Origin of the sequence: Pseudomonas sp. NPDC087614, from assembly GCF_044743485.1 — a bacterium.
Taxonomy (GTDB): domain Bacteria; phylum Pseudomonadota; class Gammaproteobacteria; order Pseudomonadales; family Pseudomonadaceae; genus Aquipseudomonas; species Aquipseudomonas baetica_A.
On sequence record NZ_JBIUWN010000075.1, the window covers coordinates 1 to 13713 of the forward strand.

At 59.8% G+C, this 13713-nt stretch carries 16 protein-coding genes; 7 read left to right on the forward strand and 9 right to left on the reverse strand.

Annotated elements, in window-relative coordinates:
• Positions 1 to 264 precede the first annotated feature (264 nt).
• Positions 265 to 1896 carry a hypothetical protein gene (locus ACIOWA_RS22450; RefSeq protein ID WP_401161992.1) on the forward strand — a complete coding sequence of 544 codons (1632 nt, stop codon included), beginning with the start codon at positions 265 to 267 and terminating at the stop codon, positions 1894 to 1896.
• Positions 1897 to 1945: 49 nt separating this feature from the next.
• Here ACIOWA_RS22450 and ACIOWA_RS22455 read toward each other — a convergent pair whose 3' ends face one another.
• Positions 1946 to 2944: an AraC family transcriptional regulator gene (locus tag ACIOWA_RS22455; RefSeq protein ID WP_339464077.1), complete on the reverse strand. Its 999-nt coding sequence runs from the start codon at positions 2942 to 2944 to the stop codon at positions 1946 to 1948.
• A gap of 353 nt (positions 2945 to 3297) precedes the next feature.
• On the opposite strand from ACIOWA_RS22455, the gene ACIOWA_RS22460 reads away from it, so the two are divergent.
• Together ACIOWA_RS22460 and ACIOWA_RS22465 are read left to right on the forward strand one after the other, a co-directional pair.
• The gene (locus ACIOWA_RS22460; RefSeq protein WP_339430846.1) at positions 3298 to 4632 is read left to right on the forward strand and encodes a dicarboxylate/amino acid:cation symporter; all 1335 of its coding nucleotides are present in this window, start codon (positions 3298 to 3300) and stop codon (positions 4630 to 4632) included.
• A gap of 145 nt (positions 4633 to 4777) precedes the next feature.
• Positions 4778 to 5959: a CaiB/BaiF CoA-transferase family protein gene (locus ACIOWA_RS22465; protein ID WP_339464078.1), complete on the forward strand. Its 1182-nt coding sequence runs from the start codon at positions 4778 to 4780 to the stop codon at positions 5957 to 5959.
• Between the two features lie 36 nt (positions 5960 to 5995).
• Here ACIOWA_RS22465 and ACIOWA_RS22470 read toward each other — a convergent pair whose 3' ends face one another.
• On the reverse strand, positions 5996 to 6490 hold the full coding sequence (locus tag ACIOWA_RS22470) for a SprT family zinc-dependent metalloprotease (protein WP_221733026.1): 495 nt from the start codon (positions 6488 to 6490) through the stop codon (positions 5996 to 5998).
• Between the two features lie 149 nt (positions 6491 to 6639).
• Positions 6640 to 7242 carry a Yip1 family protein gene (locus tag ACIOWA_RS22475; protein WP_007917515.1) on the reverse strand — a complete coding sequence of 201 codons (603 nt, stop codon included), beginning with the start codon at positions 7240 to 7242 and terminating at the stop codon, positions 6640 to 6642.
• Positions 7243 to 7530: 288 nt separating this feature from the next.
• On the opposite strand from ACIOWA_RS22475, the gene ttcA reads away from it, so the two are divergent.
• Both ttcA and ACIOWA_RS22485 read left to right on the forward strand, forming a co-directional pair.
• The gene (gene ttcA, locus ACIOWA_RS22480; protein WP_401161995.1) at positions 7531 to 8355 is read left to right on the forward strand and encodes a tRNA 2-thiocytidine(32) synthetase TtcA; all 825 of its coding nucleotides are present in this window, start codon (positions 7531 to 7533) and stop codon (positions 8353 to 8355) included.
• A gap of 69 nt (positions 8356 to 8424) precedes the next feature.
• Positions 8425 to 9099 carry a DNA-3-methyladenine glycosylase I gene (locus tag ACIOWA_RS22485; protein WP_123534540.1) on the forward strand — a complete coding sequence of 225 codons (675 nt, stop codon included), beginning with the start codon at positions 8425 to 8427 and terminating at the stop codon, positions 9097 to 9099.
• A 99-nt stretch (positions 9100 to 9198) separates the two neighbouring features.
• Here ACIOWA_RS22485 and ACIOWA_RS22490 read toward each other — a convergent pair whose 3' ends face one another.
• From ACIOWA_RS22490 to arsC, 3 genes are read right to left on the reverse strand one after another with little or no spacing between them, the layout of a single operon-like run.
• Positions 9199 to 9624, reverse strand: a complete 426-nt coding sequence (locus ACIOWA_RS22490) for a DUF2069 domain-containing protein (protein ID WP_339430842.1) — start codon at positions 9622 to 9624, stop codon at positions 9199 to 9201.
• Position 9625: 1 nt separating this feature from the next.
• Positions 9626 to 10222, reverse strand: a complete 597-nt coding sequence (wrbA, locus tag ACIOWA_RS22495; RefSeq protein ID WP_221733022.1) for an NAD(P)H:quinone oxidoreductase — start codon at positions 10220 to 10222, stop codon at positions 9626 to 9628.
• The gene (gene arsC, locus ACIOWA_RS22500) at positions 10219 to 10572 is read right to left on the reverse strand and encodes an arsenate reductase (glutaredoxin) (protein ID WP_339430841.1); all 354 of its coding nucleotides are present in this window, start codon (positions 10570 to 10572) and stop codon (positions 10219 to 10221) included. Before arsC ends, wrbA begins: the two co-directional genes overlap by 4 nt.
• A gap of 113 nt (positions 10573 to 10685) precedes the next feature.
• On the opposite strand from arsC, the gene ACIOWA_RS22505 reads away from it, so the two are divergent.
• Complete coding sequence (locus ACIOWA_RS22505; RefSeq protein WP_339430840.1) at positions 10686 to 11153, forward strand: TlpA disulfide reductase family protein; 468 nt, start codon at positions 10686 to 10688, stop codon at positions 11151 to 11153.
• A gap of 66 nt (positions 11154 to 11219) precedes the next feature.
• On the opposite strand, the gene ACIOWA_RS22510 is transcribed toward ACIOWA_RS22505, so the two are convergent.
• Together ACIOWA_RS22510 and ACIOWA_RS22515 are read right to left on the reverse strand one after the other, a co-directional pair.
• Complete coding sequence (locus ACIOWA_RS22510; RefSeq protein WP_339430839.1) at positions 11220 to 11624, reverse strand: META domain-containing protein; 405 nt, start codon at positions 11622 to 11624, stop codon at positions 11220 to 11222.
• Positions 11624 to 12058 (reverse strand): hypothetical protein, encoded by a 435-nt coding sequence (locus ACIOWA_RS22515; RefSeq protein WP_008079168.1) that lies wholly within the window; start codon positions 12056 to 12058, stop codon positions 11624 to 11626. Before ACIOWA_RS22515 ends, ACIOWA_RS22510 begins: the two co-directional genes overlap by 1 nt.
• A gap of 133 nt (positions 12059 to 12191) precedes the next feature.
• On the opposite strand from ACIOWA_RS22515, the gene ACIOWA_RS22520 reads away from it, so the two are divergent.
• Positions 12192 to 12647, forward strand: a complete 456-nt coding sequence (locus ACIOWA_RS22520; protein WP_339430838.1) for a hypothetical protein — start codon at positions 12192 to 12194, stop codon at positions 12645 to 12647.
• A gap of 12 nt (positions 12648 to 12659) precedes the next feature.
• Here ACIOWA_RS22520 and ACIOWA_RS22525 read toward each other — a convergent pair whose 3' ends face one another.
• Positions 12660 to 13649 (reverse strand): 2-hydroxyacid dehydrogenase, encoded by a 990-nt coding sequence (locus tag ACIOWA_RS22525; RefSeq protein ID WP_339430837.1) that lies wholly within the window; start codon positions 13647 to 13649, stop codon positions 12660 to 12662.
• Positions 13650 to 13713 lie beyond the last annotated feature (64 nt).

Sequence of the window (13713 nt, forward strand, 5' to 3'; positions counted from 1 at the left end):
AAAGGAGGAGGGTGAAATCTCCCACGGTCTGTACTGCGCTAACAGTCAGAATCGAGCCTTGTCCCTCCTCCTCCCTTCAAGTCCTACCATACAAGTGAGCCTGCTCGCGAAAGCGCCCGTCCAGCCAACCCATCCTGCGAGCTTGCCGTCCGTCGGAAAAAGCCGCATACCTGTTAGTTCTTACAGTAGCCAGTGCAACCGCTGCGGTGTCTGATTCTTGCTATCCGTCGCATAGCGCGACCTGTGCAGCAAGGAACCCGTGCGATGACCATCGATCAGCCAGATGCCGGTGTATTGATCAATTATCCTGTGAAATTTGCCGGTGCTACTTCCGACGTTATCGTCAGTCCGCCGCCGCCTGCCAACGTGCCGGTGGAAGGGCTGCCGCAGGCCAGTTTTAAAGAAGTGGTCAAACGCGACGGTAATCGTGAGGGTGCGGTGCAGGCGATAGTCGATCCGCCTAAGGGCGGCGTGTATCTGAATATCGCGCTCTACATGAAGGGGCCTCGCGATAGCGTGCGGCAACTGATCGAGCGTAAGCCGGTAACGCCCGCCGAGCAGAATGATCCGGTGTATTTCTATGTGTACCAGTCACAGCTCGACGACGGCGTGCACGTCTTTACTTACGAGGTGGAGCGCGCCAGTGGCAACAGCGGCCCCTCGACCGAGTCATGGGTTCTGTATCACCGAGATCTTCCTGGCGGCAACAATGTGCCGGGTACCGGCGCTCATCCCACCCTCGAGATCAGCCTGCCTGCCGAGTTGGGCGACCCACCCCACATCGGTGAGGAAGAAACGGACGCGGGCGTTCCCTGCACGCTGTCCTACATCTTTCGGCGGGCCTACGACAAAGTCACGCTGGAACTCAATCGCTATCGCTTTAATTTCACCGTCCAGCCCGAGCAGGTCGGCAAACCGTACGTGATCACTATTACCCGGGAAATGTTCGAACTGGCTGGCAACAGTCCTCGATTCGAGATTTCCTACACGGTGGTCGATCAGCTCAATAACCCGACGGACAAGCGGCGCTGGTCGAAGGTGGTCGAGGCTGATGTCGATACCGAACGTGTAACGCTGGAACCGGTAGTCCTCAGGGAAATCCCCACCGAGAACGATGACGACTCAAGCATTGTCGATCTGACGAAGATGAAAGGCGGTCCGTTATGGGCATTGATCCATCTGGTCGACAGGGTCTGGAGAGCCGGGGATGAAATCCACTTGAAGTTCACCGCGATGCTCGGGGGCAGCGAAGTTGCTACCCATGCAGCAACAATGCCGATCACACAGGTTCCCGGGCAGATATCATGGGAGATCCCTAACAACAAAGTCATTGCCGACAGCCGTGTCGAAGTTGTTTATGATCAAGTCAGAGAGGGCGCTGTGATCGGCACTTCGAAGGCTGCCACCGCGCAGGTGATAGGCGAGGTTGTTCCTATTCTTTCTGAAGACTTCGAAGCCTATCCGGAAGGGATGATCTTTCCTGTTGGAGAGAGGGTCGAACTGCCGAGTATGTTTATCACTGTGCTACCGGGGGCAGGTCGCTATGCAAGCATATTGACGGGCAGCGCTCATACACCTGGAATAAATGACGGTAAATCACTCTATGCCGTGCTAAACGACACGGGTACTACTCGGTTGGATTTCAAAATGGCCTACTCATCGATTCAGTTTGGAGCTGTGATGAACGGTTGGGCAGGTGCCGAGTTCATTTACCGCACATATGACCGGCAGGAAAATTTACTTGAAGAAAAGCGTTTCGCTACTCCGGGAAATATTGGAATCCAGCAGACGTTGATTTTTTCTAGACCGGGTATTGTTCGACTCGAGCTCCTGCATATTTCCCCGCCGGGAATAGGAACCAATCTGGTTGTCGACAAGTTCGTGTTCAGGCTATAGACATCGAATAACAGCTTAAAGGATCGCTCATCCCGGGCCGCGTTTGCTGTTAATGCTCCTGCGCCCGATAAGCCCCCGGCGTCAGCCCTGTCCACTTCTTGAACGCCCGGTGAAACGCCGACGGTTCGGAAAACCCGAGCTGTTCGGCAATCTGCTGCAACGACAGATCCGCCCGCCCCAAATGGTAGATGGCGATATCCCGCCGCAACTGATCTTTCAACTCCTGAAAACTGCTGCCTTCCTCGCGCAAATGCCGACGCAGGGTCTGCGGGCTGATGTGCAGGTGCGCGGCCACCGCTTCCAGATCCGGCCAGTTCGCCGTGTCGCGGCTGAGCAAGCGACGCAAGCGGCTGCTCAGGCTGTCGCCGTCATCCGGGCGTGACAGCAGATCCGCCGGGGAGCGTTCGAGGAAATGCTTGAGGGTGCGTTCGTCCTGCAGCAAGGGCATGGGCAGGTAGCGACTGTGAAACAGCAGGCTGCTTTGCGCGGTGCCGAACGTCGTGGGGCAGGGGAACAGCAGATCGTATTCAGCGCCATGCGCCGGTTTCGCATAGCTGAACGTGGCGTGTTCCAGGCGAATGCGCTGGCCGATCAGCCAACTGCCCAGGCGATGCCAGATCACCAGCAGGCTCTCGCTGAGAAAGTGATCCGGGTCCCATAGCTGCGAATCGTCAAGGCTCAGCCGCACCCATTCGTCTTCGCGGCTCAGGGTCAGGCGCGGGGCCTGGGGGAACAGGCTGTAGAACAACAAACCGCGTTGCAGGGCTTTCTCCAGGTTGCGGCAATGAATCGAGGCGTGGCACATCATGGCGAAGCTGCCGGGTTTGCTTGGTGCGTTGCCCAATCCCAGGTATTCGTCGTCCAGCACCAGCCACAGTGCCTGGATCAAACGGGTGAACTGCTCCGGGGCAATGCGTGCACGAGGCTCGTCGAGCAATTCAGGGCTGATCCCCAGTTGCTGCAACAGGCCCGAATAGTCGAACCCTGAGCGACGTGCGCCGCCGAGGGCGGCACGGGCGAAATGGCTGGCAATGGTGCGTTCGCGCATAAGCGGCAAATCCTTTCTCAGGCGCCGGATGGTAGCCGGGGTGCATCAAGGGCAACAAGGCGGATTTCCGCCAAATTGTAGGACGAGAAGCGGTGGGTTGGCGGAAATCCGCCAGGGCAGGGGCGACGAACGCTGACATCTATGAGCCTGCAATCCCTGATATCAAAAGGCTTGCCGCGAAATGCACCAACGTGGCACGACGCTTGCGATAGGAGTGTCAGAAGCGTGCGTTGATCCGCAGGATAAAGCGCCATTCGACACAACAAATCCCTCCAGTGCAGGAGGGTTCGCAATTTAAGGTTTTGCGGACAACAGATGGATGTTGCCCAGCGAGACGCTTGAGGACACTTGCAATGACGACTCGTCAGCCACTGTATAAATCCCTGTATTTCCAGGTGATCGTTGCCATCGCCATCGGCATTCTGGTCGGTCACTTCTATCCGCAGACCGGTGTGGCGCTCAAGCCGCTGGGTGACGGGTTCATCAAACTGATCAAAATGGTCATCGCGCCGATCATCTTCTGTACCGTTGTCAGCGGTATCGCGGGTATGCAGAGCATGAAGTCGGTGGGCAAGACCGGCGGCTACGCGCTGTTGTACTTCGAAGTGGTTTCCACCATCGCCTTGCTGATCGGTCTGGTGGTGGTCAACGTTGTGCAGCCGGGCGCCGGCATGCACATCGACGTGACAACGCTGGATGCCTCGAAAATCGCCTCCTATGTCACGGCCAGTAAAGACCAGAGCATCGTCGGTTTCCTGCTTAACGTCATCCCGAACACCATTGTCGGTGCATTCGCCACCGGCGATATCCTGCAAGTGCTGATGTTCTCGGTGATTTTCGGTTACGCCCTGCATCGCCTCGGTTCCTACGGCCGTCCGCTGCTGGACCTGATTGATCGCTTCGCGCATGTGATGTTCAACATCATCAACATGATCATGAAACTGGCGCCGCTCGGTGCGCTGGGTGCCATGGCCTTCACCATCGGTGCTTACGGTGTCGGCTCGCTGGTGCAGTTGGGTCAACTGATGATCTGCTTCTACATCACCTGCGTACTGTTCGTCGTCGTGGTGCTGGGCTCCATCTGCCGCGCGCATGGTTTCAGCGTGTTGAAACTGGTTCGCTACATCCGTGAAGAACTGCTGATCGTGCTGGGTACTTCCTCGTCCGAGTCGGCGCTGCCACGCATGCTGATCAAGATGGAGCGTCTGGGCGCGAAGAAATCCGTTGTGGGTCTGGTGATCCCGACCGGTTACTCGTTCAACCTCGACGGTACTTCGATCTACCTGACCATGGCGGCCGTGTTCATCGCTCAAGCGACCGACACCCACATGGACATCACTCACCAGATCACCCTGCTGCTGGTGCTGCTGCTGTCCTCCAAAGGCGCTGCCGGTGTCACCGGTTCGGGCTTCATCGTGCTGGCGGCCACGCTGTCGGCGGTCGGTCACCTGCCGGTGGCCGGTCTGGCGCTGATCCTGGGTATCGACCGCTTCATGTCCGAAGCTCGCGCGCTGACCAACCTGGTCGGCAACGCCGTTGCCACCCTCGTTGTGGCCAAGTGGGTGAATGAGCTGGACACCGACGTGCTGCAATCCGAGCTGGCCTCGGGCGGTCGTGGTATCTCCGATGTGCGTGAAGAAGATGACCTGGGTGTGGCTGAAGGCCCAACCCCTAACAGCGTCAGCTAACTCGTGCTTGCATGAAAAAACCCGCTTCGGCGGGTTTTTTTTGGCCTGCGATTTGAGCACAACGGTCATGTTTACTGACACATCCGGTGATTGCCGCATGGCGGTTAGCTGCCTAGGCTGAGTGCATCGCACAAGGAGATCGCCCATGTCCGCACCGCTGGCCTCACTGAAGATTCTGGATTTCTCGACGTTGTTGCCGGGGCCCTTCGCCTCGCTGCTGCTGGCGGACATGGGCGCCGACGTGCTGCGCATCGAGTCGCCCACGCGCATGGATCTGCTGCGGGTGCTGCCGCCCCATGACGGCGGGGTATCAGCCAGCCACGCGTATCTCAATCGCAACAAGCGCAGCCTGGCGCTGGACTTGAAACAGCCCGCGGCGCTGGACGTGATCAAGCAGTTGCTGGGCGATTACGACATTGTGCTTGAGCAGTTTCGCCCCGGTGTGATGGAGCGTTTGGGGCTGGGTTACGAGGCGTTGAAAGCCATCAATCCGAAGCTGATTTACGTGTCGATCACCGGTTACGGCCAGACCGGGCCTTACAAGGATCGCGCCGGCCACGACATTAACTATCTGGCCCTGGCCGGGCTGTCCAGTTACACCGGCCGCGCCGACAGCGGGCCTCTGCCGCTGGGCATGCAGGTGGCCGATGTCGCCGGCGGCTCGCTGCATGGGGTTGTCGGTCTGTTGGCGGCGGTGATTGCGCGTCAGCAAACCGGGCAGGGCACGCATCTGGACGTGAGCATGACGGACTGCGCCTTCAGCCTCAATGCCATGGCCGGCGCCGGCTATCTGGCTTGCGGCGAGGAGCCGGGGTGGGAAGACCAGATGCTCAATGGCGGCAGCTTCTACGACTATTACCGTTCCCGCGATGGGCGCTGGATGTCGGTGGGCAGTTTGGAGCCGGGTTTCATGCAGCCACTGTGTACGGCGCTGGGCCGGCCGGAGCTGGCGGCGTACGGCCTGTCACCCAAGCCTGAGCAACAGCAGGCGCTCAAGGAGGCGTTGAAGGTTGAATTCGAGAAGCATGACTTTGCCGAACTGTGCGCGCTGTTTGCCGGGCTCGATGCCTGTGTCGAGCCGGTGTTGAGCCTGGGTGAGGCGCTGCAGCATCCACAGTTGCAGGCGCGGGAACTGGTGACGCAGGTGCCGCGGGGAGATGGCACGACGCAGGCGCAGATGGCGTGTCCGCTGAAGTTTTCCGAGGCTTTACCGGCGCCGCGGCATGTCGGGGCGGTGTTGGGGGAGCATACGGATCAGGTGTTGGGGGCGTTGGGGTTTAGTGCGCAGCGGATTACCGAATGGCGTGTTGCCAAAGTAATTCTTTAGAGCCAGTGCTAGCGATGGGGCCAGTTGTAACAACACTTATTCCACCCGCATTTCACCACTGAATACCAACGTGTTCCGGCACCGCCGGCACAAATACCGCCGCCCCTGCCGCACCAGGCTGTGACGCTGCGCCGAAAACGGAAAATCGCTGTCTGCACACGGGCATTTATAGATATAGCGCGTCACGCTGCGGCGTTTGACTTGATAGGTATGGCAGCGATCCGGCGGCAGTTCATAAACGCCGCGCATGATCAGTTGCCACTCCTCGCCGTGGGGCTGAATGCGGTCGCCAAACAGTTGATGGGCGATCAGGTGCGCGACTTCATGGGCCACGGTCTGCTTGAGGAAATGCTCGGTGTTTTCCCGGTACAGCTGTGGGTTGAAGCGCAGCAGGTTCTCGTGCAGATGCGCGACCCCGGCTTTTTGCCCGCGCAGCTTGAGGCTCACCACAGGGCGTTGGAAGTGACGTTTGAAAAAGGATTCAGCGAGTTGGTAGCAGTCTTCGACGCGGGTATTGAGTTGCTCGGGCATGCTTGATGGATCTCCAGAGGTGTCGAGTATGCCGCAACCCTTGGGACTTGCGAATCGCCGAGCTGCCGAATGGTCATCCTGCACGCGAGAAGGCCGCCTTGCGGCGGCCTCTATTGGCAGGTCTGGTTTTTCTCAGGCAGGACGCTTTTCTAGTTGGTATAGACCGGGCCGACGCCCAGCCCCCAGACGATCACGGTGAACGCCATGATGGCCACGAGCACCACCAGACCCACCGCCAGCACCGAGCTGGAAAACAGAAAACCCTCGTCGGATGGAATATTCATGAAGGTCGGAAGACCGACATAGAGCAGATACACCGTGTAGCAGATGGCCGCCGTACCGACGATCATCCCCAGCCACATATGCGGATACAACGCCGCCAACCCGCCGACGAACAGCGGTGTCGCGGTGTAAGTGGCGAATGCAACGCAACGGGCCAGGCTCGGGTTGGCGTCATAGGTGCGCGCCATCCAGTGCACGAAGGCCCCCATGACCGCGACGCCGCCGAGCATCGCCAGATAAGACATGACCGTCATCCAGATCGCGCTTTCGACCGTGAGCATCACGGGGGCGCGGTTGCCGATCACCCAGCCGACCTGAGTGGTGCCGATGAAGGCCGAGACAGCCGGGATAGCCGCCAGGATCAGCGTGTGCGTCAGGTACATGTGGCTGATGCTTTCCTCTTGGTCGCCACGGATTTCTTTCCATTCCTGATCGGGGTGGGTAAAAAGTCCCACTACGTGATGGATCATGCCAGTCACTCCTCTTGTTATTGCCATCGCCCCCCAGCGGAGCGCCTACGGGCCAATGAGGCCGAGCAAGTTCAGGTCTTCAAATGCGTGCGACCTTACGTCGCAGTATAGAAAGGTCTGAACCGCACCGGGACCAGGGGGTTAGAGCAAATCGCGCTGTAAACACACGGGTTAATCGCCGTGGGGTCTGTAAAAGGCGAATCGGCCAGTGGCGACAACCTGTGACCACAACCTCAGGGTTTTTGCGTAAAATGCCGGCCTTTCGTCACACCTCACGGATTTCGCGTCATGGGCACTCTTACGGTCAATCAGAACAAACTGCAAAAGCGCCTGCGCCGCCTGGCCGGCGAAGCGGTCGCCGATTTCAACATGATCGAAGACGGCGACAAGGTCATGGTCTGCCTGTCCGGGGGCAAGGACAGCTACACCATGCTCGACGTACTGATGCACCTGCAGAAGGTTGCGCCGATCAAGTTCGAGATCGTCGCCGTGAACATGGACCAGAAGCAGCCGGGCTTCCCGGAGCACGTGCTGCCGGCCTACCTCAAAGAACTGGGCATCGAGTACCACATCGTCGAGAAAGACACTTACTCGGTGGTCAAAGAGCTGATTCCGGAAGGCAAGACCACCTGCTCGCTGTGCTCGCGCCTGCGTCGTGGCACGCTGTACACCTTTGCCGATGAAATCGGTGCGACCAAAATGGCCCTCGGTCATCACCGCGACGACATCGTTGAAACGTTCTTCCTCAACATGTTCTTCAACGGCTCGCTCAAGGCGATGCCGCCCAAGCTGCGCGCCGACGACGGTCGCAACGTGGTAATCCGCCCGCTGGCCTACTGCAACGAGAAGGACATTCAGGCGTACTCGGACTTCAAGGCATTCCCGATCATCCCGTGCAACCTCTGCGGTTCGCAGGAAAACCTGCAGCGTCAGGTGGTCAAGGAAATGCTTCAGGACTGGGATCGCAAGACCCCGGGTCGCACCGAAAGCATCTTCCGCAGTTTGCAGAATGTGGTGCCGTCGCAACTGGCTGACCGCAACCTGTTCGACTTCACCAGCCTGAAGATCGACGAAACGGCGGCTTCGCGCTTCGTTAACGTCGTCAACCTGTAAACACCATCCCTGTGGGAGCGGGCTTGCCCGCACACATTGGTTTCTTCGCTTCACTCAACAGGAGAGGGCATGCGCGATTACAAGTGGCTGCACGAATACTGTCTGAACCGTTTTGGTTCAGCGGCTGAACTGGAAGCCCATCTGCCCGTTCCCAAGACCCCGGCGCAACTGCGCAAGATCAGCGATGATCGCTACCTCTCGACCATGGCCCTGCGCGTGTTTCGCGCCGGGCTCAAGCACAGCTTGGTCGACGCCAAATGGCCGGCGTTTGAAGAGGTGTTCTTCAAGTTCGACCCGGAAAAAGTCGTGCTGATGAGCGCCGAGCACCTTGAACGCTTGATGCAGGACGCGCGGATCATCCGCCACTTGGGCAAGCTCAAGAGTGTGCCGCGCAATGCGCAGTTCATTCTGGATGTGGAGAAGGAGAAGGGCAGTTTCGGCGCGTTGATTGCCGACTGGCCGGTGACCGATATTGTCGGTCTGTGGACCTACCTGAAAAAGCACGGCCATCAGTTGGGCGGGCTATCGGCGCCGCGCTTTTTGCGCATGGTCGGCAAGGATACGTTTGTGCCGAGCTACGACGTGGTCGCGGCGTTGAATGCGCAGAAGATCGTCGACAAGGCGCCGACCAGCCTGCGCGATCTGGCCATTGTGCAGAATGTGTTCAACCAGTGGCATGAAGAGAGTGGCGGCCGGCCGATGAGCCAGATTTCGATGATGCTGGCTTATACCGTCAATCACTGACACCGAGTCCGCCCCTTCGCGAGCAAGTCCGCTCCCACAGCGGATTTGTGGACGCCACGGATCCCCTGTGGGAGCGGGCTTGCTCGCGAAGGCGCCGGCTCAGGCGCCGCAAATCTCGCCTTCACCCGCCAGTTTGCGATTCAACTGATACCGCCACCGCACATACAGCAGCGCCGAGCAGAACACTGCCAGGCTCGCGAGCATCTCCAGAATGCCGAACAACTGCCGGTTCGGGTCATACGCCGCCAGCGCGCCTTTGATGAAATACAGATTCACCACAAAGCACATCCACGAATGTCCGCGAGCGCTGCCCATGATCATGGCCGGCGCGAGGACGATCCACGGGACCAGTTCGACCAGCAGAATCACCCACGGTCGCGCACCGTGCAGGTCGGCAAAGATCAGGTAGTAAGCGGCGAGCAATCCGGCCAGGCCGAAAAAGCACAACAGACTGATAATCCGCATCGCTTTGACGCGCGGCTCGAGCCACGCGACGGAGGGTAGAATCTTCGGCTTCCTGGCCATGTCAGTCCTCCAGTTTTTGGGCTGTCTTGGCCAGACGCAGGCCGAGTGCGCGACACAGCGCCACTTCGTGCTGATCCAGACCGCTTTTACCATCAGCCCCGGCATGATGGCTGGCACCGTAAGGCGTGCCGCCGCCCTGGGTTTCCAGCAGCGCCGATTCGCTGTACGGCAGGCCGGTGATCAGCATGCCGTGGTGCAGCAGGGGCAGCATCATCGACAGCAACGTGGTTTCCTGACCGCCGTGCAGGCTGGCGGTGGAGGTGAACACGCCGGCCGGTTTGCCGACCAGTGCGCCGGTCAGCCACAGATTGCTGGTGCCATCGAGGAAGTACTTGAGCGGTGCGGCCATGTTGCCGAATCGGGTGGGGCTGCCGAGGGCCAGACCGGCGCAATTCTTCAGATCATCAAGGGTGGCGTAGAGCGCGCCTTCATCAGGGATGTCCGAGGCCACGGCTTCGCATTCGGTGGAGATCGCCGGCACGGTGCGCAGGCGTGCTTCAAGACCGGCCTGCTCAACGCCGCGGGCAATCTGCCGCGCCATCTCGTTGGTCGAGCCGCTGCGGCTGTAATACAACACCAGAATGTACGGCGCGCTCACGGCAGCAACTCCAGAATCTGTTCCGGCGGACGGCCGATGACGGCTTTGTCGCCAGCTTCAAGAATCGGTCGCTCCATCAGTTTTGGATGCTGGGCGATGGCGGCGATCAGTTGATCTTCGCTGAGGCTACTGTCGGCGAGCTGAAGCATTTTGTATTCATCTTCCCCGGTGCGCAGCAGTTGCCGTGCGCTGATCCCCAGCTTGCCGAGCAGCGCCTTGATGTGCGCCGCATCCAGCGGGGTTTCGAGGTAACGCACGACGATCGGGGTCAGGCCGCGGGCTTCCAGCAGTTCCAGTGCGCCGCGGGATTTCGAGCAGCGCGGATTGTGATAAAGCGTCAGATCGGTCATGGCGGGTCGCTTCTGGCGTAAAGTGGCGGCTATTCTAACTGTGCAGCGCACAATCCAGAACCTTCAGAGACGATGGGTCGCAGGCGCATTCAAATTTTCACAAGGAACACGACATGACACGGCGATTGGCAGCGGCATTGACCATGATCGGGGCGTTGATGCTGGGGGGCTGCGGCAATGATTACGGCATCGACCAGAATGGTCAGAAGGTGGCGTCCGAGCGCCTGGACAAACAATGGGTGGTGCTCAACTACTGGGCCGAATGGTGTGGGCCGTGCCGGACCGAAATTCCGGAGCTCAACCATCTGGCAGACGAGCTCAAGAGCAAGAACGTCGGCGTGTTCGGGGTCAACTTCGACAACGTGCAGGGGGAAGAGCTGAAGAGCGCCAGCGAAAAACTGGGCATCCAGTTCACCGTGCTGGCGCAGGATCCGGCGGAGTTGTTCGAGTTGCCGCGCAGCGAGGCGTTGCCGGTGACTTACATCATCGACAACAAAGGCAAGGTGCGGGAGCAGTTGCTGGGTGAGCAGACGGCGGCCGGGGTGATGGCCAGGCTTGAGGCGTTGCAGGCTACCCAGTAGGCACGCCGAGCTTTTGCCGAAAGCGAGCTTCAGTGGTGAGGGGATAAGTCCCCTCACCACAAATGATCAACCCTCTTCCAGCCACCAGCGCAGCGGTTTGCCTTGCGCCGGCCAGAAGCGCATCTGCTCGATGGGCGAGATGTCCCAGCGCTGCACGCCTTCCAATGCCTGCAGGAAACGCTGCTCCTGCTCCATCAGTGCTGGTGCGCACAGCTTGCGGGTCTTGCCGATCTTGCCGAAGCTCAACTTGTTGCCATCGAGCGTGTAAGGCGCGAACCAATGGTTGCAGCCGCCGTTGCCATAGGCGCGACCATCATCGCCAAGTGTCACGGTCAGATGGCTGTAATCCATCAACGGCCGCTCGCCGATCCACTCCAGAATGTAGCTGCGGTTCTGTTGCAACTGCACAGGCTCCGCGGCGCAGCCCATCAGGCCAACACCGACCAGAGCGGCCAGGGCAAGGCGTTTCATCACGCAGGCTCCTGGCATTTCGGGCACAGGTGCTTGTCGCCAACGGCTTTCCAGCCCAGTTCGGCGATGCGCGCCGTAGCCGCTGGTTTTTCTGCGGTTTTGCCCAGCTTGGCGTCGACGGCGAATTCAAAGCTCAGCTCTTTGGCGCAGCTGTCGCAGTTGACCTGCCAGGTGTGAATCGCCAGTTCGCCGAACACCGGGCCCGTGGTCATCGCGGTCCATTGGCCCGGCGGATTGATCAGGTGGCGGACGGTTTCGACGGTCAGGCGCATGGACAAGTCCTTGCTGCCTTTGAGGGTGACCAACAGGGCGTCACCGATGCGGATCGAGCCACCATTGCCGGTGACCTGATAGCGGCCCGGAACAAGGGCGCGGCATTCGGTGAGGGTGTGTTGCGGGTTCATCAGGTTGTAGCGGAAATCGTGTTCGACCATGGGTCCTCCAAATATGCGCGACATGCTAGCACGGGCCACGTTGCAGAATGACGCACGCTTGTGACCTTCGATCAGGTTCAAATCGGCTTGCACACATGGCAAACTGCCGCCCTCGACTCTGAAGGAACGGAACATGGCGCTTATCGAATGTTATGAATGCAAGCGCAGCATCAGCTCAGAAGCCTCGGCGTGCATTCATTGCGGGGCTCCGATGGCAGAGCAGCCAACCCACGCACAAGCCCAGACCGCAGCGGCCCCCGTTCAGCCTTCGACGATTTCTTTCGGCAGTCTGCCGCGTAACCAGGCCGTGCCCGAGGCATTTGTCCCTCCGGCGCCTGAGCCTTTGCCAAAAGTCATGCCGGCCGCAGCGGGGCGTCGGCGTCGGCAACAGGCCGAACAAACGGTTGCGCGGCCCATCAATGAAGATGGCAGCCGTCCGGTGGAAAGCTGGCTGAAGATCATGGTGTTCCTGTTGCCAATGGTTTTCGTCTGGTTTCTGCTGCGCAGCGGGCACTCGGCGAAGCAGCGGCTTTTCGGCTTCGGCTGGCTGGCGCTATTGATTCTGGCGTCCTCGCTATCACCGAAATAAAACGTTAAACCCTCAACCCTCGACCTGATTTTGCGGCGATCCCGCCGCCCAGGTCGCGATGTTGTGCAGGGTCGTTGCGGCAATCGCGCCCAGCGCTTCATGCGTCAGAAACGCCTGATGCGCGGTGATGATCACGTTCGGGAAGGTCAGCAATCGCGCCAACACGTCGTCCTGCAACGGCAGGTCGGAGCGATCCTCGAAAAACAACTGCGCTTCTTCTTCATACACATCCAGCCCCAGGTAGCCGAGCTGCCCGTCCTTCAAGGCGTCGATCAACGCTGGCGTGTCGACCAAAGCGCCGCGCCCGGTGTTGATCAGCATGGCGCCGGCTTGCATGTGCGCCAGTGAATCACGGTTGATCAGGTGTTTGCTCTGCTCGTTGAGCGGGCAGTGCAGGCTGACGATTCGCGATTGCGCGAGCAACTCCGGCAGGCTCAGATAGCGTGCGCCGAGCGCCAGGACGTCGGGGTTTGGATACGGATCACAGGCCAGCAATTTACAGCCGAAACCGTGCATGATTTTCGCGAACGTGGCGCCGATCTGCCCGGTGCCGACGATGCCGACGGTCTTGCCGACCAGATCGAAACCGGTCAGCCCGTGCAGGCTGAAATCGCCCTCGCGGGTGCGGTTGTACGCGCGGTGCAAGCGTCGGTTGAGGGCCAGGATCAGTGCGACAGCATGTTCGGCCACGGCATGGGGCGAGTAGGCCGGGACACGCACGACGGTCAGGCCGAGACGTTTGGCTGCGGCCAGATCGACATGGTTGTAACCGGCCGAGCGCAAGGCAATCAATCGGGTGCCGCCGGCGGCCAGTCGCTCCAGCACCGCCGCGCCGAGATCGTCATTGATGAACGCGCAAACCACCTCGTGCCTGTCGGCCAGTGCGGCGGTGTCGAGGCTGAGCCGGGCAGGTTGAAAATGCAGTTCGATGTCCGTCGGGCAGTCGGCCGCGAGAAAACTGTCGCGGTCGTAGGCCTGGCTGCTGAAAACGATTGTGCGCATTGAATCCTCCTGGAACATCGACCCGGGTTGAAGCACCCGAATCCACTTTAGCCGGGTCTGCGTC

What these genes read in the sequence shown, in the direction of transcription:
- ACIOWA_RS22450 (WP_401161992.1), top strand. Translation starts at nt 265, where the DNA reads ATGACCATCGATCAGCCAGATGCCGGTGTATTGATCAATTATCCTGTG.
- ACIOWA_RS22455 (WP_339464077.1), bottom strand. Translation starts at nt 2,944, where the DNA reads ATGCGCGAACGCACCATTGCCAGCCATTTCGCCCGTGCCGCCCTCGGC.
- ACIOWA_RS22460 (WP_339430846.1), top strand. Translation starts at nt 3,298, where the DNA reads ATGACGACTCGTCAGCCACTGTATAAATCCCTGTATTTCCAGGTGATC.
- ACIOWA_RS22465 (WP_339464078.1), top strand. Translation starts at nt 4,778, where the DNA reads ATGTCCGCACCGCTGGCCTCACTGAAGATTCTGGATTTCTCGACGTTG.
- ACIOWA_RS22470 (WP_221733026.1), bottom strand. Translation starts at nt 6,490, where the DNA reads ATGCCCGAGCAACTCAATACCCGCGTCGAAGACTGCTACCAACTCGCT.
- ACIOWA_RS22475 (WP_007917515.1), bottom strand. Translation starts at nt 7,242, where the DNA reads ATGATCCATCACGTAGTGGGACTTTTTACCCACCCCGATCAGGAATGG.
- ttcA (WP_401161995.1), top strand. Translation starts at nt 7,531, where the DNA reads ATGGGCACTCTTACGGTCAATCAGAACAAACTGCAAAAGCGCCTGCGC.
- ACIOWA_RS22485 (WP_123534540.1), top strand. Translation starts at nt 8,425, where the DNA reads ATGCGCGATTACAAGTGGCTGCACGAATACTGTCTGAACCGTTTTGGT.
- ACIOWA_RS22490 (WP_339430842.1), bottom strand. Translation starts at nt 9,624, where the DNA reads ATGGCCAGGAAGCCGAAGATTCTACCCTCCGTCGCGTGGCTCGAGCCG.
- arsC (WP_339430841.1), bottom strand. Translation starts at nt 10,572, where the DNA reads ATGACCGATCTGACGCTTTATCACAATCCGCGCTGCTCGAAATCCCGC.
- ACIOWA_RS22505 (WP_339430840.1), top strand. Translation starts at nt 10,686, where the DNA reads ATGACACGGCGATTGGCAGCGGCATTGACCATGATCGGGGCGTTGATG.
- ACIOWA_RS22510 (WP_339430839.1), bottom strand. Translation starts at nt 11,624, where the DNA reads ATGAAACGCCTTGCCCTGGCCGCTCTGGTCGGTGTTGGCCTGATGGGC.
- ACIOWA_RS22515 (WP_008079168.1), bottom strand. Translation starts at nt 12,058, where the DNA reads ATGGTCGAACACGATTTCCGCTACAACCTGATGAACCCGCAACACACC.
- ACIOWA_RS22520 (WP_339430838.1), top strand. Translation starts at nt 12,192, where the DNA reads ATGGCGCTTATCGAATGTTATGAATGCAAGCGCAGCATCAGCTCAGAA.
- ACIOWA_RS22525 (WP_339430837.1), bottom strand. Translation starts at nt 13,649, where the DNA reads ATGCGCACAATCGTTTTCAGCAGCCAGGCCTACGACCGCGACAGTTTT.